At 59.9% G+C, this 22,590-nt stretch carries 20 protein-coding genes; 13 read left to right on the top strand and 7 right to left on the bottom strand.

Going from position 1 to position 22,590, the window contains the following annotated elements; translation table 11 throughout:
• Positions 1 to 7: 7 nt before the first annotated feature.
• Positions 8 to 1,945: a RecQ family ATP-dependent DNA helicase gene (locus tag AB4O35_RS07360; protein ID WP_065890237.1), complete on the bottom strand. Its 1,938-nt coding sequence runs from the start codon at positions 1,943 to 1,945 to the stop codon at positions 8 to 10.
• A gap of 452 nt (positions 1,946 to 2,397) precedes the next feature.
• Between AB4O35_RS07360 and AB4O35_RS07355 the strand changes: the two genes are divergently transcribed.
• Entirely contained in the window at positions 2,398 to 3,036 is a 639-nt protein-coding gene (locus AB4O35_RS07355) for a DUF1493 family protein (RefSeq protein WP_256530438.1), read from the top strand.
• A gap of 175 nt (positions 3,037 to 3,211) precedes the next feature.
• The gene (locus tag AB4O35_RS07350; RefSeq protein ID WP_256530439.1) at positions 3,212 to 4,075 is read left to right on the top strand and encodes a DMT family transporter; all 864 of its coding nucleotides are present in this window, start codon (positions 3,212 to 3,214) and stop codon (positions 4,073 to 4,075) included.
• A 57-nt stretch (positions 4,076 to 4,132) separates the two neighbouring features.
• Here the strand turns inward: AB4O35_RS07350 and AB4O35_RS07345 are convergent, their stop codons facing one another.
• Both AB4O35_RS07345 and hslO read right to left on the bottom strand, forming a co-directional pair.
• A complete protein-coding gene (locus AB4O35_RS07345) occupies positions 4,133 to 5,674 on the bottom strand; it encodes a phosphoenolpyruvate carboxykinase (protein WP_065945604.1) in 1,542 nt (513 codons plus the stop codon).
• Positions 5,675 to 5,853: 179 nt separating this feature from the next.
• Positions 5,854 to 6,756, bottom strand: coding sequence for an Hsp33 family molecular chaperone HslO (hslO, locus tag AB4O35_RS07340; RefSeq protein WP_065945605.1), 903 nt, complete (start codon positions 6,754 to 6,756; stop codon positions 5,854 to 5,856).
• Between the two features lie 104 nt (positions 6,757 to 6,860).
• On the opposite strand from hslO, the gene AB4O35_RS07335 reads away from it, so the two are divergent.
• On the top strand, positions 6,861 to 7,658 hold the full coding sequence (locus AB4O35_RS07335) for a phosphatase PAP2 family protein (protein ID WP_065945606.1): 798 nt from the start codon (positions 6,861 to 6,863) through the stop codon (positions 7,656 to 7,658).
• Between the two features lie 147 nt (positions 7,659 to 7,805).
• Here the strand turns inward: AB4O35_RS07335 and AB4O35_RS07330 are convergent, their stop codons facing one another.
• Positions 7,806 to 8,213: an RNA-binding S4 domain-containing protein gene (locus AB4O35_RS07330; RefSeq protein ID WP_065875839.1), complete on the bottom strand. Its 408-nt coding sequence runs from the start codon at positions 8,211 to 8,213 to the stop codon at positions 7,806 to 7,808.
• A gap of 116 nt (positions 8,214 to 8,329) precedes the next feature.
• Here AB4O35_RS07330 and rimA point away from each other — a divergent pair, with 116 nt between their 5' ends.
• From rimA to rimK, 3 genes are read left to right on the top strand one after another with little or no spacing between them, the layout of a single operon-like run.
• Positions 8,330 to 9,136, top strand: coding sequence for a S6 modification regulatory phosphodiesterase RimA (gene rimA, locus AB4O35_RS07325; RefSeq protein WP_065875841.1), 807 nt, complete (start codon positions 8,330 to 8,332; stop codon positions 9,134 to 9,136).
• Positions 9,123 to 9,605, top strand: a complete 483-nt coding sequence (rimB, locus tag AB4O35_RS07320) for a retropepsin-like aspartic endopeptidase RimB (RefSeq protein WP_065875844.1) — start codon at positions 9,123 to 9,125, stop codon at positions 9,603 to 9,605. The genes rimA and rimB overlap by 14 nt, the downstream gene beginning before the upstream one ends.
• Entirely contained in the window at positions 9,602 to 10,507 is a 906-nt protein-coding gene (gene rimK / locus AB4O35_RS07315; protein WP_049710586.1) for a 30S ribosomal protein S6--L-glutamate ligase, read from the top strand. The genes rimB and rimK overlap by 4 nt, the downstream gene beginning before the upstream one ends.
• Before the next feature lie 147 nt (positions 10,508 to 10,654).
• On the opposite strand, the gene AB4O35_RS07310 is transcribed toward rimK, so the two are convergent.
• Both AB4O35_RS07310 and ompR read right to left on the bottom strand, forming a co-directional pair.
• Positions 10,655 to 11,968, bottom strand: coding sequence for an ATP-binding protein (locus tag AB4O35_RS07310; RefSeq protein ID WP_065875846.1), 1,314 nt, complete (start codon positions 11,966 to 11,968; stop codon positions 10,655 to 10,657).
• 116 nt (positions 11,969 to 12,084) lie between these two features.
• On the bottom strand, positions 12,085 to 12,825 hold the full coding sequence (gene ompR / locus AB4O35_RS07305; protein ID WP_010214095.1) for an osmolarity response regulator transcription factor OmpR: 741 nt from the start codon (positions 12,823 to 12,825) through the stop codon (positions 12,085 to 12,087).
• 356 nt (positions 12,826 to 13,181) lie between these two features.
• On the opposite strand from ompR, the gene AB4O35_RS07300 reads away from it, so the two are divergent.
• The 7 genes from AB4O35_RS07300 to tauD all read left to right on the top strand — a co-directional run bounded on the left by AB4O35_RS07300 (position 13,182) and on the right by tauD (position 21,383).
• Positions 13,182 to 15,506: a Tex family protein gene (locus AB4O35_RS07300; protein WP_065875847.1), complete on the top strand. Its 2,325-nt coding sequence runs from the start codon at positions 13,182 to 13,184 to the stop codon at positions 15,504 to 15,506.
• Complete coding sequence (locus AB4O35_RS07295; protein WP_065945608.1) at positions 15,506 to 15,889, top strand: PaaI family thioesterase; 384 nt, start codon at positions 15,506 to 15,508, stop codon at positions 15,887 to 15,889. Before AB4O35_RS07300 ends, AB4O35_RS07295 begins: the two co-directional genes overlap by 1 nt.
• A 214-nt stretch (positions 15,890 to 16,103) precedes the next feature.
• Positions 16,104 to 17,687, top strand: coding sequence for a glutamate--cysteine ligase (gene gshA / locus AB4O35_RS07290; RefSeq protein WP_065879762.1), 1,584 nt, complete (start codon positions 16,104 to 16,106; stop codon positions 17,685 to 17,687).
• 241 nt (positions 17,688 to 17,928) lie between these two features.
• Positions 17,929 to 18,906, top strand: a complete 978-nt coding sequence (gene tauA, locus AB4O35_RS07285; protein ID WP_065879758.1) for a taurine ABC transporter substrate-binding protein — start codon at positions 17,929 to 17,931, stop codon at positions 18,904 to 18,906.
• Positions 18,907 to 18,922: 16 nt separating this feature from the next.
• A complete protein-coding gene (gene tauB / locus AB4O35_RS07280; protein ID WP_064450187.1) occupies positions 18,923 to 19,702 on the top strand; it encodes a taurine ABC transporter ATP-binding subunit in 780 nt (259 codons plus the stop codon).
• Entirely contained in the window at positions 19,699 to 20,535 is an 837-nt protein-coding gene (gene tauC / locus AB4O35_RS07275) for a taurine ABC transporter permease TauC (RefSeq protein WP_065875857.1), read from the top strand. The genes tauB and tauC overlap by 4 nt, the downstream gene beginning before the upstream one ends.
• Before the next feature lie 11 nt (positions 20,536 to 20,546).
• Positions 20,547 to 21,383, top strand: coding sequence for a taurine dioxygenase (gene tauD, locus AB4O35_RS07270; RefSeq protein WP_065879757.1), 837 nt, complete (start codon positions 20,547 to 20,549; stop codon positions 21,381 to 21,383).
• A gap of 113 nt (positions 21,384 to 21,496) precedes the next feature.
• Here tauD and mgrA read toward each other — a convergent pair whose 3' ends face one another.
• Positions 21,497 to 22,534, bottom strand: coding sequence for an L-glyceraldehyde 3-phosphate reductase (gene mgrA / locus AB4O35_RS07265; RefSeq protein ID WP_065875862.1), 1,038 nt, complete (start codon positions 22,532 to 22,534; stop codon positions 21,497 to 21,499).
• Between the last annotated feature and the right edge of the window lie 56 nt (positions 22,535 to 22,590).

Here is a 22,590-nt window from a genome sequence, read left to right as displayed (position 1 = left end):
GGTGGGTTTACAGGTCATTCAAATGGGCCTGCGCCCACTCGCGTACTTCAGCGTAAGGGTAATCTTCCAACGCAGCGAAACCGGGAATACCCCGCGCCTTCAACTTGGTAAACAACGGCACACTGATCCCGCCGAGGAAACGTGTCAGTCGTTCCGCGCCCGGCAGTTCTCCGGTGTGCTCATGATGCCTGTGGATAAAATCACCGCACAGCCCCATGAAGTTTTTATCCACAAGCGGCGGCAAGCCTGGCGGTGGCGGCAGGTGCGCGACGTGACCGTGGCACACCGAGCAATGCCCACAACGCTGCGGTGCATTTTCATCGCCGAAATACTGCGCCAGGCGCTGCCCCAGGCAGCGCTCGGTGGCGAACAGATCGAGCATCGCATGAATTCGTGCGACCTCGCCCACCTCATGCTGCTTGAAGCCTGTGTACAACTCAGTGCTCAAGACCTGTGGATCAAAATCGGTATCCAGCAGGCTGTAGACCTCCGTCATCTGCTTGCTTTCCAGCTCGATCAGGCCCTGCTCCTGGAAGTAATCCAGCGCCTTCACCACCCGGCTGCGTTCGGCATTGTGCTGTTGATAAAGTGCGTCGAAATCCACCGTCGCCCAGGTTTTCGCTCGTTTACATACCTGGATGATCGCCGCCACGAACTGCTGCCGCTCGCCGGAGAATCGCGCCAGCAAAGCCTCTGGCTCGATCAGGTACTTGAAGCGGTACTCGGCATAAAACGCGTAGCGCGGCGCAACCACGCCCTTTAGCTCCAGCTGCACCAGCAGGGTCTTCAACGGCAGTTCGCGGATATTGCTGTGGTCCGACAAAGACCGGAGCAAAAACTCCCACTGCCCATCGCCGCGCGCGGCCTGCAATTCTTCCAGCACCCGATGGATACCGTCCTGCTCCGGCGTATCGCCGTAGACGAAGTTTTCCAGCACATTGAGACTGTCGCGGTTGGCCAACACCAGGCAGTCAGACGGCTGCCCATCACGCCCCGCGCGACCGATTTCCTGGCTGTAGTTCTCGATGGACTTGGGCAGGTCAAAGTGCACCACGTTGCGGATGTCACTCTTGTCGATGCCCATGCCAAACGCGATGGTGGCGACGATGCAATTGGAGCGCCCGTCCATGAAGCGCTGCTGGATGCCCTCGCGCTTATCGTGGGGCAGACCGGCGTGATAGGCCTCGGCCTGGATACCGTTGCGGTTCAGATGCTCGGCAATCTGCTCGGCGGTTTTCTGCAGTGTGACGTAGACGATGCTGGGTTGATTGGCGCGCTCACTCATCCACTGGACCAAACGACGACGCTTGTCCGCACCGCTGACGGGTTCCACCAACAGATTGAGGTTGGGCCGGTAGAAGCCCGTGGTGACTACATCGTCCGGTGCAATGGCGAACTTCGCCTGCATGTCGGCAATCACCTTGGGCGTCGCTGTAGCTGTCAGCAACAGCGCTTGTGGGATATTGAACTGGCGCTGGTAGTCCGGCAGCTTCAGATAGTCCGGGCGGAAGTTGTGGCCCCACTCGGAAATACAGTGCGCCTCGTCCACCACCAGCAGCGAGATTTGCACGCTTTGCAGGAAGTTACGGAAGCGCTCGTTCTTCAAGCGCTCCACCGAAACCATCAGGATTTTCAACTCACCCGAGCGCGCACGGGCCATCACGTCATTGGCCTCATCGCGGCTCTGGGCCGAATCAATACTGCCTGCCGAAATACCGTGACGCTGCAAAAAACCAAGCTGGTCCTGCATCAACGCCAACAGCGGCGACACCACCAGCGTCAGGTGCGGCAGCAACACCGCCGACAGCTGGTAACACAAGGACTTGCCCGACCCGGTAGGAAAAATTGCCGCTGCAGAACGACCGGCCAGTACGGCGTTGACCGTTTGCTCCTGGCCCAAACGAAACTGTGGATAACCAAAGACCTGCTGGAGGGTGTCGTGCATAGGCTGTCACTCCATTGACCGCTGAGTTGGCTTAAAAACATAGCCTGGGAATCTCAGCGAATCGAGAAAGGTCGCAAGGAAAAAAGAGACAGGATGATACACAGGGTGCGGCGATGGCCTTGGGCCAAATCAGACAGATTCGATAGCGATTGTAGGAACACCTCAAACCAAATGTGGGAGCGTTTTCTGTTAAATCACTTTCAAGCTACAAATGCCGGAAACCGCTGTAAGAAACCTCTAACCCTCGCGCCGTACTTTTCCCAAACTGCTTCAAACAGTCGCTCGCCCCTCTGTAGATGTTACCCACCGCTGACGGAAAATAGCGTCCTCTCAACCGTTTCGGCTAAGACCCGTGAATATGGAAAGGACTCAACCCATAGTTCACTGCGGCGTCATCTTGACGGTGATTCGCCTTGTCCTCTTGGCTGCCAATCGCCAGGGTGGCTAATACAATGACCGACTACCTCGACTGGATCAGCCTGACCCTACTCTTTGCCGTTGCCGCCTTAGTTGAAAAAACACTCAAGCGCCCTGCCCTTAGAAAATGGTGTGGGCTGATCCTTGTGGTAATCGGTCCTACACTTCTATTCTGCGCGACCTCTTGGATAAGGGCGTCACAGATCGAGAGCCTGCTTGTCATCGCTTTTGTTACGGGCATTGCTTTGCTGATCCGCCAAACTAAATACCGCCACCCACACAACCATCCCCCTCACCCACTCCTGCGTGCCCCCACCATGAACCTGGCCCCTGACCTCCCCGAAGACCCCGTGATGCAGCAACTCCTGCAACTGCTGCACGAAGAAATCGGCCTGCCGAAACACAAGACGATCCGCCTGCAAACCTCACTCAACTTCGACCTGGGCTGTGACGGCAGTGAGGCCAAGCAACTCATGGAAGCACTGGAGCAGGAATTCGCGCTCGACCTCGGCGACTACGACACTTATCGTTACTTCAACCCACCGGTGTTTGATGTGTTTCTCAAGCGCCGGGCCAAAGGGCGAGGCGAAAAGGTGCCGTTGACCATCGGCATGCTCTACCTGGCTATCAAGACCCATAGCTGGGATACGCAGACGCTGGAGAATCTGAGCTGAGAGAATACAGATTTCGAACACACTGAAAGTCAAATGTGGGAGCGGGCTTGCTCGCGAAAGCGGAGGGTCAGTCGCCGAATATGTTGACTGATACATCGCTTTCGCGAGCAAGCCCGCTCCCACACTGGATCTGCACTAATCTGCTCAACCGCGCACTGAACAACAAGGACCTTACATGGACGTAATAATGGGCCTGCTGGCCGCCGTGCTCTGGGGTGGCACGGACTTTCTCGTGGGCCTCAACGCCAGAGCCGTGGGCGTTAAACGCGCGGTCTATTTCGGCCAAGCGCTCGGTTTCCTGATCATGACGCTGCTGCTGGTCATCTTCCCCACCTTCCTGTTCAAATCTCTCGATGCGCCGCTGAGCGTCTGGCTGCTGGGCATCGCTGCTGCACTGCTTACCGTCTTCGGCGCCCTTGCGCTGTCCAAGGCTTTTGCCCTGGGTAAAGCGGCCATCGTCGCGCCACTGGTGACGTCCTACGGCGTGGTCACCACATTGCTGTCCTGGGCCAGCGGTGAGCACATCAGCCTGATCCAGCTGGGCTGCATCGCCCTGTGCGTGATCGGCGTGATCCTCTCCAGCATCCACAAGGACAACGGTGTACCCCACAACAACCCACGCCTGTCCATTGCCTACGCCATGCTTGCCGCGTTGCTGTACGGCACCAGTTTCTGGCTGCAAGGCCGGTACACCTTACCGGCGCTGGGGCCGGTCTCGATGTTGTGGCTGGGTTACCTGGTAGGCCTGTGCGTGCTGGTGGTGATGGTGCTGAAGATCAAGGACGGCCTGAAAATCCCGCCGCTGAAAAACTGCGTGACCTTGACCGGGGCTAGCCTGATGAACCTCGGTGGGTTCTCGGCGTTTTCGTGGGGGGCGATGGCGGGGTCGGTTTCGGTGGTGACGGTGATCAGTACGTTGTCGGGCGGGATTGCGGCGATGCTTGGGTTTGTGTTTTTCAAGGAGCGGTTGTCGGCGGTGCAGGTGCTGGGGGTTGTGCTGGTACTGGTCGGCGCTGTGGTTCTGCACATCGCCGATTAAACTCTCGCACACAAAAAAGCCGCCTACGAGAGGCGGCTTTTTCACACCGATCGAATCTTACAACTTAGGACCCGCAGCCTTGATCGCATCGCTCACTTCAAACTTCTTGAAGTTCTCGATGAACAACGCAGCCAGCGCCTTCGCCGCGTCGTCATAAGCAGCCTTGTCAGCCCAGGTGTTACGTGGGTTCAACAGGCCAGTCTCAACGCCCGGTACGGCCAATGGCACGTCGAGGTTGATGGTGTCCAGGTGTTCGGTTTCAGCACCGATCAACGCGCCGCTCTGGATCGCTGCGATGACGCCGCGAGTAGTCGGGATGTTGAAGCGGTTGCCGACGCCGTAGCCGCCGCCGGTCCAGCCGGTGTTGACCAGGTAGACCTTGGAGCCGAAGCCACGGATGCGTTTGATCAGCAGCTCAGCATATTCGCCGGCCGGACGCGGGAAGAACGGCGCGCCGAAGCAGGTGGAGAAGGTCGACTTGATGCCGCTGCCGGAACCCATTTCGGTCGAGCCCACCAGTGCGGTGTAGCCGGACAGGAAGTGGTAAGCCGCTTGTTCTTCGCTGAGAATCGACACGGGCGGCAGCACGCCGGTCAGGTCGCAGGTCAGGAAGATCACCGCGTTTGGCTCGCCGCCCAGGTTCTTTTCGGAACGCTTGGCAACGTGCTCCAGCGGGTAAGCGGCGCGGCTGTTCTGGGTCAGGCTGACGTTGGTGTAGTCGGCGTGCTTGGCATCGTCGATAACCACGTTTTCCAGCACGGCGCCGTGCTTGATGGCTTTCCAGATGACCGGCTCGTTCTTCTCGGACAGGTCGATGCACTTGGCATAGCAACCGCCTTCGATGTTGAAGACCACACCTTCGCCCCAACCGTGTTCGTCGTCACCGATCAGGTAACGGCTTTCGTCGGCCGACAAGGTGGTTTTGCCGGTGCCCGACAGGCCGAAGAACAGGGTCACGTCGCCTGCTTCGCCAATGTTGGCGGCGCAGTGCATCGGCAGGACGTCGGAAGCCGGCAGCAGGAAGTTCTGTACCGAGAACATGGCTTTCTTCATTTCACCGGCGTAACGCATGCCGGCGATCAGCACTTTCTTCTGGGCGAAGTTGAGGATCACGCAACCGTCGGAGTTCGTGCCGTCACGCTCAGGCACGCATTCAAAGTTGGCCACGTTGAGCACTTGCCACTCTTCACGACCGGCCGGGTTGTACTGGGCCGGGTTGATGAACAGGCAGCGACCGAACAGGTTCTGCCAGGCAGTCTGGGTGGTCATCTTCACGGCCAGGTAGTGGTCTTCGGAAGCACCTACATGGACGTGGGAAACGAAATGCTCTTGCGCGTTGTTGAACGCCTCGACGCGAGCCCACAGGGCATCGAACTTGTCGGCCGGGAACTTGCGGTTGATTGGGCCCCAGGCAATGGCGTCCTGGGTGGAAGGCTCTTCAACGATGAAACGGTCGACCGGCGAACGACCGGTACGGTGACCCGTTTCTACGACCAGTGCGCCAGTATCGGCAAGCACGCCTTCACCGCGCTGCAGGGCTTCTTTAACCAGATCATCAACACTCAGATCGGTGTATACGGCGTTGTTGGCTTGCGTCATGAGGTTCCCCGTCGGCCTATGGCCGAGTGCTCCAAACGTTTTGTAGTAGAAAGTTGCGCACTACTACCGCGAAAAAAGTGGGCCGGATTATGCCAGAAAAGCCCAAAAAAAGTAGGGCCCTCCCGTCAGAACAGCGCTAAACCGGCAATTGTCAGGTGATTCACCTGTGCTTAAACGTTTTAGTGGCGGGTGTCGGAAGGGGTATCGATGCCTGCGCCGGCGAACAATTGGGCGACATCGGCCGCATCGAACAGGTAGCGCTGGTTGCAGAACTGGCAGTCGATCTCGATATTGCCGCCGTGCTCGACCACCAGATCCTGTGCATCTTCCAGGCCCAGGCTGACCAAGGCATTGGCTGAGCGCTCACGAGAGCAGCTGCAACGGAAGCGCAGGCCTTGTGCGTCAAACAAGCGCACGGCTTCTTCGTGGTACAGGCGATGCAGGATGGTTTCGTTGTCCAGGCCCAGCAGCTCTTCCGCCGTCAGCGTACCGGCAAGGGCGGTCAGCTTGCGCCAGCTATCGGTGCGCTCATCGTCGTCCTTGATGCGGTCAGCCGGCAATTGTTGCAACAACAGGCCGCGGGCACGCTTGCCGTCGGCGTTGAGCCAGAACTTGGTGCCGACTTGTTGGGACATCACGAAGTAGTTGGTGAAGCAGTCCGACAGCGTTTCGCCGTCGAGGTCGACGATGCCTTGGTAGCGTTGGCCTTCGGTCGGGTCGACGGTGATCGCCAGCACGCCGTTGGCCATCAGGTCGGACAAGGTGGCGTCCGGGGCAATCTGGCCGGCGTCGTAACGGGCCAGGCCACGGATTTCGCGTTCGCTGGAACACTCGATCATCAGCATCGGGACCGGACCTTCAGACCGCGCCTGCAAAATAAGCAGACCGTCGAATTTCATCGTGCCCACCAGCAACGAGGCGGCCGCCATCAGCTCGCCGAGCAGTTGCGCAACCGGCTCCGGATAGGGGTGCTTGGCAAGGACTTCGGCATAGCTGCGCTCCAGCGAGACCAGTTCGCCGCGGGCGTCGTTCTCGTCGAAGATGAAGCGTTGGGTGAAGTCGGTATCCGGTAGATCAGTCATAGGTCTGGGTATCTGAATTGATGACAAATTGATTACAAGGTTTATAGAATTAAACGCTTTAGCACCGTTTTGGTGCGGTTTTCTAGAGCCGTGGGGGACAGTTTATGAACAATCCGGGTTTGTTCCAAGCCAAGTGGAACCTCGGGGGATGGGCCTGGTGCAATCTACTCGCGACCGGGCTGCTGTGTTTTTGGCTGTGGCCCACGGGCCAGATGCTGTGTGTGGTTTTCGACGAGTGGCTGTTTCATCTGCTCAATGATCCGCTGGCGAGCAACTCCACATGGCTGCACGTGTGGGCCGTGGCCAGTTTGCGACCGTTTGATGCAGTGGTCGGCGTAATTCTGCTGCTGCTGTTGATTCGCGGTGATTGGGTATTCAAGGCCGTGCAGGTGCGCCAGGCATTGTTAGGTTTTGTCGGAATTCTGCTGCTGTTGCTGTTTATCCGCATGCTGTTTTCCAAAATCGCGGCACACATGGGCTGGCAACACAGTAGCCCGTCGATGGTAATCAGCGGGGCGATCCAGATGAGCGACTACTTCCCGGGGCTGGAAAAGACGTGGGAACTGAAGGACCGTTCGAGCCAGAGTTTCCCGGGGGATCACGCGTCGGTGCTGTTGATCTGGGGGATGTTCATGACGGTGTTCGCCAAGCGCATCGGCCAGGTGCTGGTGATTTGGGGCCTGGCAATGTTGTTCATGATGCCGCGCCTGGTGGCGGGAGCACATTGGGGGCAGGACGACTACATCGGTGGTGTGTTGCTGGCACTGTTGGCGCTGGGGTGGGGGTATTACACACCGTTTGCGGCGAAGGTGTCGGGTGGGTTGTTGCGGGTGACAGCGCCCGTCTTCCGGCTGTTTCAACGCGTGCCACTGATTAGTCGGCTAAGCGTCATACGCTTGTAGTGAGCGGGCTTGCCCCGCGCTGGGTCGCGAAGCGGCCCTAAAACCTGTCAATGCGTTCTGATGGTGAATCCACGGTGGCTGTATTCGATTGGGGCCGCTTCGCAGCCCAGCGCGGGGCAAGCCCGCTCACTACAGAAACGCGCTCGGTCAGTCGTCATTGCCACTGCCGCGAAACTTGAACAAGTCGCGGCGCTGCTTCTTGCTCGGCTTGCCATCGGTGGTCATGCCGATACCGCCGGCCTTACGCATCGCCGCCGCATTTTCACGCTTGGCAATACTGGCTTCGGTCTCGGTATACAGCGCCTGCGCTTCAGGCGCCCCACGGCGCACGATTGAAAGCGCCTGGACCACGACCGTTTTTTCATCAAACCCGGTACGAATCTGAAATTCATCCCCGACGCGAGGTTCCTTGCCCGGCTTGCAGCGCTCGCCACGATGATGCACCTTGCCGCTCTCGATGGCAGCCTTCGCCAGGGCACGGGTTTTATAGAAGCGCGCAGCCCACAGCCACTTGTCCAGACGGACTTTTTCTTCCTCTTCCTGCTTTTGAGCCACTTGAATTCCTCGCTCTGAAAAATGTCGCAACTTTAACGTTGAAACCCTTCGACGCATAAACCTCAAGGCTCACCTAAGATACGCCAGGTAGCACCCTGTTTTCGCGAGGATACGCTGTGACCGACTTTCCCACTTCACTCACCTCGCCTGACCAGCGCTGCGTGGGCTGCCAGCAAAGCGAGCCCTTGGGCTTCGATTTTGCGTTTGCCTACCAGCCTATCGTAGACCTTCGGGACCATTCGATCTTCGCCCACGAAGCCCTGGTGCGCGGTACGCAAGGCGAAGGGGCGCAGTTTGTGCTGGACCAGGTCGACGAAAGCAACCGCTACCGTTTCGACCAACGCTGCCGAACCCAAGCGATCGCCGGGGCGGCGGCCCTGGGTATGCAAACCCATCTTTCCATCAATTTCATGCCCAACGCCGTGTACCGTCCGGAGCTGTGCATCCGCAGCACCCTGGAGGCGGCTCGCGCGAACAATTTCCCGCTGAACCAACTGATTTTCGAGACACTCGAAAGCGAGCACGTAGATAACAATCGCCATTTGACGAATATTCTGCGTGAATACCGCGAATTCGGCTTCAAGACCGCCATCGACGATTTCGGTGCGGGTTATTCAGGGCTGGGTTTGCTGGCCGATTTTCAACCTGACTTGATCAAACTCGACATGGCACTGATTCGCGATGTCGATCAGGATCGTGTCCGACAGATCATCGTCCGGGGGATTGTCACAATCTGTGAGCAGTTAGGGGTTACTGTCATCGCCGAAGGCATCGAAAGTGCTGGTGAGCGTGACTTCCTTTCCGACTGCGGAATATTTCTGATGCAAGGTTATTGGTTCGCCAAGCCTGCATTCAAAGCCCTGGCTGAGGTTTCACCCCAGGCCTGGGCGAATCGATCGGTTACCCATATTGAAGACATTTGACCATTTGACCGTTGTGGGTCTGCGTGAGTGGGTGGCACTTCCCGACCTGGGAGTGGCAGGCCTGCGCGCGAAGATCGACACCGGTGCCAGTACCTCCAGCCTGCACGCTACCGATATCGAGCCTTTTGAGCGCGACGGCGAGAAATGGGTGCGCTTTACCGCGCACCTGGGCAGCATTGTGCAACTGCGCCACCGCCGCTGCGAGGCGCCGCTGGTGACGATGAAAACCATCAAAAGCTCCAACGGCCACGCGCAGGTGCGCTACGTGATCAGCACCACCCTGGCGCTGGGTGATCGGGTATGGCGGGTGGAATTCACCCTCGCGTGCCGCAAGGCCATGCGTTATCGCCTGTTACTGGGTTCCAAGGCGCTGATTGACGGCCAATTGGTGGTCAGTCCAGGCGTCAAGTACGTTCAAGACAAGCCGGTGTTCCCGGTCTCTACTATTTCTGCCCCAGGTGCTGCATGAAGATTGCTGTGCTGTCGCGAAACCCGCGTCTGTATTCCACCCGTCGCCTGGTTGAGGCCGGCACTGAACGTGGCCACGAAATGGTGGTGATCGACACGTTGCGTGCCTACATGAACATTGCCAGCCATAAACCGCAGATCCATTACCGGGGTAAACCGCTGGAGGGATTTGATGCAGTGATCCCTCGCATCGGAGCTTCGGTGACGTTTTATGGCTGCGCGGTATTGCGCCAGTTTGAAATGATGGGCGTATCGCCCCTCAACGAATCAGTCGCCATTGCCCGCTCTCGGGACAAGTTGCGCTCGCTGCAGCTGCTTTCACGCCGGGGCATCGGCCTGCCAGTGACCGGTTTTGCCCACTCCCCCGACGATATTCCCGACCTGATCGAGATGGTCAATGGCGCGCCGCTGGTGATCAAGGTACTGGAAGGCACCCAGGGCATAGGTGTGGTGCTGTGTGAAACCGCGACGGCGGCGGAATCCGTGATCGAGGCATTCATGGGTCTCAAGCAGAACATCATGGTGCAGGAATACATCAAGGAAGCCGGCGGCGCCGATATCCGCTGCTTCGTGGTGGGTGACAAGGTGATTGCGGCGATGAAGCGTCAGGCCAAGCCGGGGGAGTTCCGCTCCAACTTGCACCGCGGTGGTAGTGCCAGCCTGATCAAGATCACCCCCGAGGAACGCATGACCGCGCTGCGGGCGGCGAAGGTGATGGGTTTGAGCGTGGCGGGTGTGGACATCTTGCGCTCCAACCATGGGCCACTGGTGATGGAGGTGAATTCATCGCCGGGGCTGGAAGGGATCGAGACCACCACAGGCAAGGATGTGGCGGGGATCATCATTCAGCATTTGGAAAAGAGTGGCGGGGCGAATATGACTCGGACCAAGGGCAAGGGCTGACAAACCCCAACCCTCCACCTCCAGACTCTCACAACGACTGTGGGAGCTGGCTTGCCCGCGATAGCGGAGGCTCAGTCAACAATGACGTTGAATGCGCCGCCCTCATCGCAGGCAAGCCAGCTCCCACATTTGGATCGCTGCTGTTTGTTAGACCGCGTCTCTCGGCAACATCAGCCCGAGCGGCAAACGCACTCGCGCCTCTAACCCTCCCTCCTCGCGGTTACGCAACTCAACATTGCCGCCATGCATCGAGGCAATCCGCCGCACAATTGCCAACCCCAGACCAGTACCCTTACCACCTCGGGCACGGTCGCCGCGGGTGAAAGGGTTGAAGATCCCCTCCAGCTCGTCCGGGTCGATGCCCGCGCCCCGGTCCATGACGCTCAGCACCACATAGGGCGCAGCACTGTCGCCGGATACATACGCCGCCACTTCAACATCGGAACCGGCGTGATGCAAAGCGTTGCCGATCAGGTTGTTCAACAGGCGCTTCATCGAGACCCGCCGCAACGCAAAAGGCTGGATCGGCTCAAGGCGCATGCGCACCTGCTCACCGTTCTGGTTGTAGGGCGCGACCACCTCACGCACCAAGTCAGTCAGGTCGACCTCTTCCACCACCTCATCCCGGCCATCACGGATGAACGCGAGGAACTGGTCGAGAATAGCGTCCATGTCCTCAATGTCGCGGACCATGTCATCGGTGAGATCGCTATGGTTGCCCATCAACTCCAGAGACAAGCGCAGCCGCGTCAAGGGTGTGCGCAAGTCGTGGGAAACTCCCGCCAGCATCAACTCGCGTTCGCGCCCGGCCTGCTCGACGTCTTCCGCCATCTGGTTGAACGCGCCGTACACCTCGGTCATCTCGCTGGGCGTATCGCTGACCGGCAAGCGCACGCTGCGCCCTTGGCCCAATTGGCGGGCGGCAAACACCAGGCGTTTGAGTGGTTGGTTGAGCTGCCGGACAAAGATCCACGCCGACGCCGTTGAAAGCAGCCCGATCGCCAGGAACCAGCCCAGCACGTTCCAGATCTTCTGCCCACGCAGCGGATGCGGGTACAGCGGCACTTTCAGCCAATCCTCACCCAGGCTTGGCGCGCGCACCCACAACGCTGGCGATACATGCATACGCAGCCGCACCTCAGTGTCTTCACCGAGTTCAGACTGCATCTGGCGCTGGTAGATTTCACTGTAGGGCCAATGTTGCTCACCCTCGGGCACCCCCGCGCCCGCCACACGGACCAGCGTGGCGGCCTTGGCGATTTTCTCGCGGTTCTCGGGGTCAGCCGCCCAATAGGCGCGCAGCGTCAAGGCAACACCGTGGCTGTATTGTCGATCCACCAGCACGTCCTCGTTCATCAACAGATAAACCAGCGTGAGTGCTTTGGAAAACAGAACGACGATCAGCACCAGCCAAAGGGTGCGAGAGAAGAAGCTTTGGGGGAACCACAGCGGGGTTTTCATAGAAGACAGCTAGATACCTTGCAGAAACGAGCAGCGCTCGCAGAATTGCAGACGCCGGGCCTCCCGTCGATTCTCATGGAATCAAACGCCGGGAGGCCCGCCCTGCAAATCATCGGTCAACTGGTTTTATTGCCATCCGGCACAAACACATAACCCACACCCCACACGGTCTGGATATACCGAGGCTTGGATGGGTCCGGCTCGATCATCCGGCGCAGACGGGAAATCTGCACGTCAATGGAGCGCTCCAGGGCGTCCCATTCCCGGCCACGGGCCAGGTTCATCAGTTTGTCGCGGGTCAGCGGCTGGCGAGCGTTCATCACCAGGGCCTTGAGCACGGCGAATTCGCCAGTGGTCAGCATGTGCACTTCATCGCCACGCTTGAGCTCACGGGTCGCCAGCGACAGTTCGTAGTCGCCAAAGGTGACGCTTTCGTCTTCGCTGCCGGGTGCGCCCGGTACCGGGGCCGCCTGGCGACGCAACACGGCCTTTACCCGCGCCATCAGCTCATCGGGGTTGAACGGCTTGGCCAAATAGTCATCAGCGCCCAGCTCCAGGCCCTTGATGCGGCTAAGCTCATCGCCCTTGGCGGTGAGCATGATGATTGGAATCTGGTTGTTCGCGCCGCGCAGGCGTTTGCAGGCGGTGAGGCCATCTTCGCCGGGCAGCATCAGGTCGAGTACGACCAGGTTGAACACTTCACGCCCCAACAGGCGGTCCATCTGCTCAGTGTTCGGCACCGCGCGGGCGCGGTAGCCCTTGGAGTTGAAGAAACGCTCCAGCAGGCTGCTCAGCCCCGGATCGTCGTCAACGATGAGAATTTTTTCGCCTTCAGCAGTTTGTGCAGTGCTGCTCATTAGATGCTCCTCTTATCTCGGCGCGCATTATGGCCTAGCTGCCGTTATACGCACCGTGTGCATTGTTAGCAGATTTTTCCTCTACTGCCAGCGAACCCGCGCCCTACAACCGTTGGCGCAATCCCCCCCAAGGGCAGAACGCTGGTTATAATGCGGCGCCGTCGTGCAGGGCAACGTCAGATCGTTACCGTTTGATGCCGAGGCTTTTTTCACCGCTTGTCGTGATTTTTTCGATTTCGAGGGTCAATAGGCTGCCTCTTGACCCAGGCAGCGGCGCCAGTCGGGCCGCTCAACCAGCCTCCCAACGCCTTGTTTTCCGGGCTTGCGAGCTGCTTTTAAGAATTTCAGGTGGTTTTATGGACAGCATCAACAGCCGCATCGCCGAGGAACTCGGTGTACGCCCACAACAGGTCGAAGCGGCCGTCGCTCTACTGGATGAAGGCTCCACGGTGCCCTTCATCGCCCGTTACCGTAAAGAAGTGACCGGCAGCCTCGACGACATCCAACTGCGTCACCTGGAAGAGCGCCTGCGCTACCTGCGAGAACTCGACGAACGGCGCATCAGCATCCTCGCCAGCATCGAGGAACAAGGCAAGTTGACCCCACAACTCGAGCGCGACATCAAGCTCGCCGACACCAAGACCCGTCTCGAAGACCTGTACCTGCCCTACAAGCAAAAACGCCGCACCAAGGGCCAGATCGCCTTGGAAGCTGGCCTGGGCGAGCTGGCCGACGGGTTGTTCAACGACCCGTCGCTGACCCCGGAAACCGAAGCCGCACGCTTCATCGACGCCGAAAAAGGCGTCGCCGATGTCAAGGCCGCCCTCGAAGGCGCCAAGTACATCCTCATGGAGCGCTTCGCCGAAGACGCCAGCCTGCTGGAAAAACTGCGTACCTACCTTAAGCAGGAAGCCATCCTCAGTGCCCGCGTCATCGCCGGCAAGGAGGAAGAAGGCGCCAAGTTCCGCGATTATTTCGAACACGACGAACCGCTCAAGAGCATGCCGTCCCACCGCGCACTCGCTATTTTCCGTGGCCGCAACGAAGGCATTCTCAGCTCCGCGCTGAAGGTCGGCGACGAGTTGCCGGGCACCATGCACCCGTGCGAAGGCATGATCGGTCAACAATTCGGCATCCAGAATCAGAACCGTCCTGCGGACAAGTGGCTCGGTGAAGTGGTGCGCTGGACCTGGAAGGTCAAGCTCTACACCCACTTGGAAACCGACCTGCTGGGCGAACTTCGCGACGGCGCCGAAACCGAGGCGATCAACGTGTTCGCCCACAACCTGCACGACCTGCTGCTGGCTGCCCCGGCCGGGCCACGTGCCACTCTGGGCCTCGACCCAGGCCTGCGCACTGGTTGCAAAGTGGCCGTGGTCGATTCCACCGGCAAGCTGCTGGACCACGCGACTGTCTACCCGCATGTGCCGCACAACAAATGGGACCAGACCCTCGCGATCTTGGCCGCCTTGTGCGCCAAACACTCGGTCGACCTGATCGCTATCGGCAACGGCACCGCCAGCCGTGAGACCGACAAGCTGGCCGCCGAACTGATCAAGAAATACCCAGCCATGAAGATGACCAAAGTCATGGTCTCCGAGGCTGGTGCTTCGGTGTATTCGGCGTCGGAGTTGGCATCCAAGGAATTCCCGGACCTCGACGTGTCGATCCGTGGCGCGGTGTCGATTGCTCGTCGCCTGCAGGATCCACTGGCCGAACTGGTGAAAATCGACCCTAAATCCATCGGCGTGGGCCAGTACCAGCATGACGTGTCGCAGCTGAAACTGGCGCGCGGCCTGGATGCAGTGGTGGAAGACTGCGTAAACGCCGTGGGCGTAGACGTGAACACCGCTTCCGTCGCGTTGCTGGCACGTATTTCCGGCCTCAACGCCACGCTGGCGCAAAACATCGTGACTCACCGTGACGAAAACGGCGCGTTCAAAACCCGTGCAGCGCTGAAAAAAGTCGCACGCCTGGGTGAAAAAACCTTCGAACAGGCCGCCGGTTTCCTACGCGTGATGAACGGCGATAACCCGTTGGATTCTTCCGCGGTTCACCCGGAAGCCTACCCGCTGGTGCAACGCATCGCCGCCGAAACCGACCGCGACATCCGTTCGCTGATCGGTGACGCTGCATTCCTCAAGCGTCTGGATCCAAAGAAGTACACCGATGAAACCTTCGGTGTACCGACCATCACCGACATCCTGCAAGAGCTGGAAAAGCCGGGCCGCGACCCCCGCCCCGAGTTCAAGACCGCCGAGTTCCAGGACGGTGTCGAAGACCTCAAGGACCTGCAACTGGGCATGATCCTCGAAGGCGTCGTCACCAACGTGACCAACTTCGGCGCCTTTGTGGATATCGGCGTGCATCAGGACGGTTTGGTACATATCTCCGCGCTTTCGGAGAAATTCATCAAGGACCCGCGCGAAGCGGTGAAAGCCGGTGACGTGGTCAAGGTCAAGGTCATGGAAATCGACATCCCGCGCAAACGCGTCGGCCTGTCGATGCGCATGAGCGACACCCCCGGCGAGAAAATCGACGGTGCCCGTGGCGCACGCCCAGGCTCCGCACCGCGCCAGTCGCAAAACAGCGCGCCACGCAAGGAAACCGCCACCGCAGCGCCGAGCAACAACGCCATGGCCTCGCTGTTCGCCAACGCTAAACAGCTGAAGAAGCGTTGATGGAAATTCCGGCCGGCTTGACCCAGAGCGCGTTCAGCGAACTGATCGGCTGCCGTCTGCAACGCCTGGAGGAAGGCGTTGCCGAGGTGGCCCTGACCCTCGAGCCGCACCTGCGCAACCGCGCGGGCAAGCTCCATGGCGGGGCGATTTTCAGCCTGGTGGACATTACGATGGGGCTGGCCTGTTCCAGCTCACATGGTTTCGACCAGCAGAGCGCGACCATCGAGTGCAAAATCAACTATATCCGAGCGGTGGAAGGCGGTGACGTGCTGTGCTCCAGCCGGGTGATTCATGCCGGGCGCCGCACGCTGGTGGTCGAGGCGGATGTGTACCAAGACGAAAGACTTGTCGCAAAAGCGCAGGGCACCTTCGCTGTCCTATAGCTCCCTACCCCCGATTTGAGTTAATTTCGGCGCTGCAATCACAGCGTCGGAATTTTCTTGCCGCGCTGTAGCCAAATTCATGGAGTGAAGTAGGCTTTTTCACAGCGGGTCAAATCGACTCTAAACCAGGCGATCACGCCAGTTTTAACTTCACCCTTGTAGACCGTCCTGCCCACCCCCATATTGGGGCGACTGACGCGTGAAGGAATCCAACTTGAGCGAACTTCTCAACCGCCGCCTGGCTTTGCTCGGCAAGCGCGAACACCTCTCCCTGCTAGAGCAGTGCTTGCACGGCATCGAGCGCGAATGCCTGCGCGTTACGGGTGAGGGCCGCCTGGCACAAACGCCGCACCCCGAAGCCCTGGGCGCCGCGTTGACCAACGAATTGATCACCACTGACTACTCGGAATCGCTGCTGGAGTTCATCACTCCCGCCCTGCCCAACCCGGCCGATACCCTGAGCAGCCTGGACAAGATCCACCGCTTTGCCTACACCAAGCTCGGCAGCGAATACCTGTGGAGCCCCTCGATGCCGTGCCCGTTGCCGGCCGAGGAAGACATTCCGATTGCCTACTACGGCACGTCCAATATTGGACAGCTCAAGTACGTGTACCGCAAGGGCCTGGCCCTGCGTTACGGCAAGACCATGCAATGCATCGCGGGCATCCACTACAACTTTTCCCTGCCGGAACAGCTGTGGCCGTTGCTCAAGGAAACTGAAGGATTTGTCGGTACTGACCGCGACTATCAGTCCAACGCCTATATCGCGCTGATCCGCAATTTCCGTCGCTACAGCTGGCTGCTGATGTACCTGTTCGGGGCCTCGCCAGCGCTGGACGCGGGCTTCCTGCGCGGTCGCTCGCACCAGTTGGAAGTGCTCGACGCTGACACCCTGTACCTGCCCTACGCCACCAGCCTGCGCATGAGCGACCTGGGTTACCAGAGCAACGCCCAGGCCGGCCTCACGCCGTGCTACAACGACCTGGCCAGCTACACCGACAGCCTGCGTGAAGCGGTGGCAACGCCCTACGCGCCGTACGTAGAAGTCGGCACGCACAAGGACGGTGAATGGGTACAGCTCAACACCAACATCCTGCAAATCGAAAACGAGTACTACTCCAACATCCGCCCCAAGCGTGTGACCTACACCGGCGAGCGGCCGATCCAGGCGCTGATGGCGCGTGGCATCCAGTACATCGAAGTGCGCTGCCTGGACATCAACCCATTCCTGCCGATGGGCATCGATCTGCCGGAATCGCGTTTCCTCGACGCTTTCCTGCTGTATTGCGCGCTGAACGACAGCCCGCTGTTCGCCAACAACGAATGTGGCAACGCAACCTCCAACTTCCTCAGCGTGGTCAAGGAAGGTCGCCGTCCGGGCCTGCAATTGCAACGTCAGGGGCAACCGGTGGACATGAAGGAATGGGCTGCCGAGCTGCTGGAGCAGATTGCACCGTTGGCCGCGTTGTTGGATGAGAGCCACGGCATCACCGAGCACAGCCAGGCGCTGGACGCTCAGTTGGCCAAGGTCAAGGACCCGTCCCTGACGCCGTCGGCCCAGGTGCTGGCGGCGATGGCCGAGCGTAAAGAGAGTTTTGCGCAGTTCTCCCTGCACCAGAGCCAGGTGCACGCTGAGCACTTTCGCAAGGAGCCGTTGCCGGCGGACGAGCAGGCGCGCTTTGAACAGCTGGCACGTACATCGCTGGCGCAACAGGCAGAGCTGGAGCAGAACGAAGTGGGCGACTTTGATGTGTTTGTCGGGTCGTACCAGGCGAGCATTCTGGCCATCAGCAACTAAATCCTTACGCGGTCCCCTGTGGGAGCTGGCTTTCCTGCGATAGCATCAACTCGGTCTATCTGGAATACCGAGTTGTCTGCATCGCAGGCAAGCCAGCTCCCACATTTGCGCCTCAGCCTGAAGACCGAGTCGCACTTTTCTGCTCATAAGCTAATTCGAAAACGTTATTTATTTTCGGATTCTTAGATCATTTAGTCTCCTCACACGCCGACCCTCGGCCGCCTGATTGAGGAGCTTCCCCTTGAAACTGTTAACCCCTCTGCGCTTCCTGGCCGCATTGTCCCTGGCCGGTGCCAGCCTGTTTGCCCAGGCGGCGGATGTGACCATCGCTTACCAGACCACCGTGGACCCGGCCAAAGTCGCCCAGGCCGACGGCGCGTACGAAAAAGCCACCAACGCCAAGATCGACTGGCGCAAATTCGACAATGGCGCCGACATCATCGCGGCCATCGCTTCCGGCGACGTACAGATTGGCTACCTCGGCTCAAGCCCGCTGACCGCTGCGATCACCCGCAAAGTACCGGTGGAAACCTTCCTTGTCGCGACCCAGATCGGCGGCGCCGAAGCCCTGGTGGCGCGCAACGGTTCCGGGATCAACAGCCCGCAGGACCTGATCGGTAAAAAGATCGCCGTGCCCTTCGTGTCCACGGGGCACTACAGCCTGCTCGCCGCGTTGAAACACTGGAACATCGACCCGTCCAAAGTGACCATCCTCAACCTCGCCCCACCGGCGATCATCGCCGCCTGGAAGCGCGGTGACATCGACGCTACTTACGTGTGGGACCCCGCCCTGGGCGTGGCCAAGGAAAACGGCAAGGTGCTGATCACCTCCGGCGAGCTGGCCAAGTTCGGCGCGCCGACCTTCGACGCATGGATCGTGCGTAAGGACTTCGCCGAGAAGCACCCGGAAATCGTCACGGCGTTCGCCAAAGTCACCCTGGATGCCTACGCCGCCTACCGCAAAGACCCACAAGCCTGGCTCGCCGACAAAACCAACGTCGACAAACTGGTGAAGCTCTCCGGCGCCAAGGCCAGCGACATCCCATTGCTGCTGCAAGGCAACGTCTACCCGCTGGCCGCTGATCAGGTGACCCTGTTGGGTGCACCGACCACCAAGGCTGTGACCGACACCGCTGCGTTCCTCAAGGAACAAGGCAAGGTCGAAGCGGTGCTGCCGGACTACGCACCTTTCGTCAGCGCCAAATTCATTACCCACTGATCAGGAGTTCATTGCGATGGCCTTGCTTCAGCTGGAGCGCATCAGCGCACAGTACCCAGGCGCCACAGAACCGGTACTGTCCGACATTTCACTCGACCTTGGGCCCCAGCAATTGCTGGTGGCGCTCGGCCCGTCCGGCAGTGGCAAGACTTCGCTGTTGAACCTGATCGCCGGCTTTGTCGAACCGTCTGCCGGGCGCATCACCCTGGACGGCGTGCCGGTCAAAGGCCCCAGCGCCGAGCGTGGCGTGGTGTTCCAGGACGACGCCCTGCTGCCCTGGCAGGACGTGCTGGCTAATGTGGGCTTCGGCCTTGAACTGGCCGGTGTACCTAAGGCGCAACGTGAAGTGCGCGCCCGGGAAATGCTCGCGTTGGTGGACTTGGCGGGTTTCGACAGCCGTCGCATCTGGCAGCTTTCCGGCGGCCAGAAGCAACGCGTTGGCCTGGCTCGCGCCCTGGCTGCCGACCCTCGCGTGTTGCTGATGGACGAACCCTTCGGCGCCCTCGATGCGTTTACCCGCGAACAGATGCAGGAGCTTTTGCTGCAAGTCTGGCGGCGTACAGCCAAGCCGGTGTTCCTGATTACCCACGACATCGAAGAAGCCGTGTTTCTTGCCACCGACCTGATTCTGCTGGCGCCCAACCCGGGCCAGATCGTCGAGCGTCTGCATTTGGATTTCGGCCAACGCTATGCAGCGGGTGAATCGGCACGGGCAATCAAGTCTGACCCGCGCTTTATCGAAACCCGCGAGCACGTGCTGGGCAAAGTGTTCTCCCAACGGCAGGTGTCCGCATGAGCAGCTACGAACTCCCCGCCACCGCCGCACAACCGGTGGCGCACGCGGTTATTCCGGCACGTCGCAGCTTGAGCACGCGCTGGATCAGCCTGCTGACCCTGGTCGCGTTGCTGGCCATCTGGTGGGCCGTGACCGCCACCGGCTTGATCGAACCACTGTTCCTGCCACCACCCTCCGCCGTGCTGCAAAAAGGCTGGCTGTTGGCAACCACGGGCTACATGGACTCCACGTTGTGGCAGCACCTGGGTGCGAGCCTCAGCCGCATCGGCCTGGGCCTGGGCTTTGCCATACTGACCGCCGTGCCGGTAGGGATTGCCATCGGCTCCAACCGAATTGCGCGGGGCATTCTGGACCCGCTGATCGAGTTCTACCGGCCGATCCCGCCCCTGGCTTATCTGCCGCTGATCGTGATCTGGTGCGGCATTGGCGAGCTGTCCAAAGTGCTGCTGATTTATCTGGCGATCTTTGCACCGATTGCCATCGCCACCGCCACCGGCGTGCGCACTGTTGACCCCGCCAAATTGCGGGCGGCGCAGTCGCTGGGCGCTACCCGTGCCCAGCTGATTCGGCACGTAATCCTGCCGAGTGCCCTGCCCGACATCCTTACCGGCGTGCGCATCGGCCTGGGTGTGGGCTGGTCCACTTTGGTCGCCGCCGAGCTGATCGCGGCCACCAGCGGCCTGGGCTTCATGGTGCAGTCGGCGGCGCAGTTCCTGGTCACTGACGTGGTGGTGCTGGGCATCCTGGTGATCGCCCTGATCGCCTTCGCCATGGAAATGGGCCTGCGTGCCCTGCAGCGAAAACTGGTGCCGTGGCATGGCCAGGCACATTGAGTGAGAACAGCATGAGCAGCCTGACCGTTACCCCACTAAGCACCGCCTTGGGCGCCCAGATCAATGGCGTCGATATCACCCAGCCGCTGACCCTCGAACAGCGTGACGCCATCGAACAGGCGTTGCTCACGCATTCGGTGCTGTTCTTTCGCGACCAGCCGATCACCCCACAGCAGCAAGCACGGTTCGCGGCGAATTTCGGTGATCTGCATATTCACCCGATCTACCCCAACGTGCCGGAACAGCCCGAAGTATTGATCCTGGACACCGCCGTCACCGACGTGCGCGACAATGCCGTTTGGCACACCGACGTGACCTTCCTGCCCACTCCGGCGTTGGGTGCGGTGCTGAGTGCCAAGCTGCTGCCGGCATTTGGCGGCGATACGCTGTGGGCCAGTGGGATTGCGGCGTATGAAGCACTGTCCGAGCCATTGAAACGATTGCTCGATGGACTCACCGCCACCCACGACTTCACTAAATCCTTCCCGCTGGAGCGCTTTGGCAACACCGCCGAAGACCTGGCGCGGTGGGAAGAAGCACGCAAGAAGAACCCACCGCTGTCACACCCGGTGGTGCGCACGCATCCGGTGAGTGGGCGTAAATCGTTGTTTGTGAGTGAGGGCTTCACCACCAGGATCAACGAGCTGGAACCGGCGGAAAGCGAGGCGATTCTGAAGCTGTTGTTCGCCCATGCCACCCGCCCGGAGTTCACCATCCGTTGGCGCTGGCAGGAGCACGACGTGGCGTTCTGGGATAACCGTGTGACCCAGCACTACGCAGTGGATGACTACCGGCCGCAGCGGCGGGTGATGCATCGAGCCACAATCTTGGGCGACGTACCGTTCTAGAGCCTGGCTAAGCTCAAATGTGGGAGCTTGGTGGACCTGCCAACAGATTCATCGACTGACACTCCGCCTTCGCGAGCAAGCCCGCTCCCACAAATTTACCCAGGTGTGTCCGGTTATTCAGCGGTGGATGGCTTTTCCCACAAGTTGATCCCGCCTTCCTGCGCAAACCGATCAATCTCCGCCAATTCCTCTGCACTGAAGCTCAAATTCTTCAACGCCCCGACGTTCTCGATAATCTGCTCCGGCCGGCTCGCACCGATCAACGCGCTGGTCACCCGTGGATCACGCAACGTCCAAGCCAACGCCAATTGCGCAAGGCTCTGACCACGACGCTGGGCGATTTCATTAAGCGCCCGCACATGAGCGATGTTTTCTTCGGACAGGTGCTTGGCCTGCAACGAACCACCGCCCGGGCGATTGACCCGCGCATCCGCCGGTACACCGTTGAGGTACTTGTCAGTCAGCAAACCCTGGGCCAGTGGTGTGAAGGCAATCACCCCGGCACCGAGCGCCTCGGTGGTGTCCAGCAGGTCTTTTTCGACCCAACGGTTGAGCAAGTTGTAGGCCGGCTGGTGGATGAGCAGCGGCACTTTCCACTCTTTGAGCAAGGCCGCCATTTCGCGGGTTTTTACCCCGGAGTAGGAGGAAATACCGATGTACAACGCCTTGCCTTGTTGCACGGCGGTGGCGAGGGCGCTGGCGGTTTCTTCCAATGGGGTGTCGGCGTCAAAACGGTGGGAGTAGAAGATATCCACGTAGTCGACGCCCAGGCGTTGCAGGCTCTGGTCGAGGCTGGCCAGCACGTATTTGCGCGAACCGCCGCCTTGGCCGTAGGGGCCAGGCCACATGTCCCAGCCGGCTTTGCTGGAAATGATCAGTTCATCACGGTAGTGCTTGAAGTCTTCGCGCAGCAAACGGCCGAAGTTGATCTCGGCGCTGCCGTAGGGCGGGCCGTAGTTGTTGGCCAGGTCGAAGTGGTTGATCCCCAGGTCGAACGCGGTGCGCAGCAGGGCGCGCTGGGTGTCGATCGGAGTGCTGTCGCCAAAGTTGTGCCACAGCCCCAGGGACAGTGCAGGCAGCACCAATCCACTGCGGCCTACGCGGCGGTACGGAATAGATTCATAGCGGTTTTCGGCAGCAATGTAAGTCATCGAATCCTCTCTTGGACGTAGGCAAATAAGGCCTGGGAATAACGATATTCCCAGGC

The sequence above is a fragment of the Pseudomonas sp. H1_A03 genome (assembly GCF_054685145.1).
Note: the sequence above shows the minus strand (reverse complement) of the source record. Positions and strands in the feature narration are given on the sequence as shown.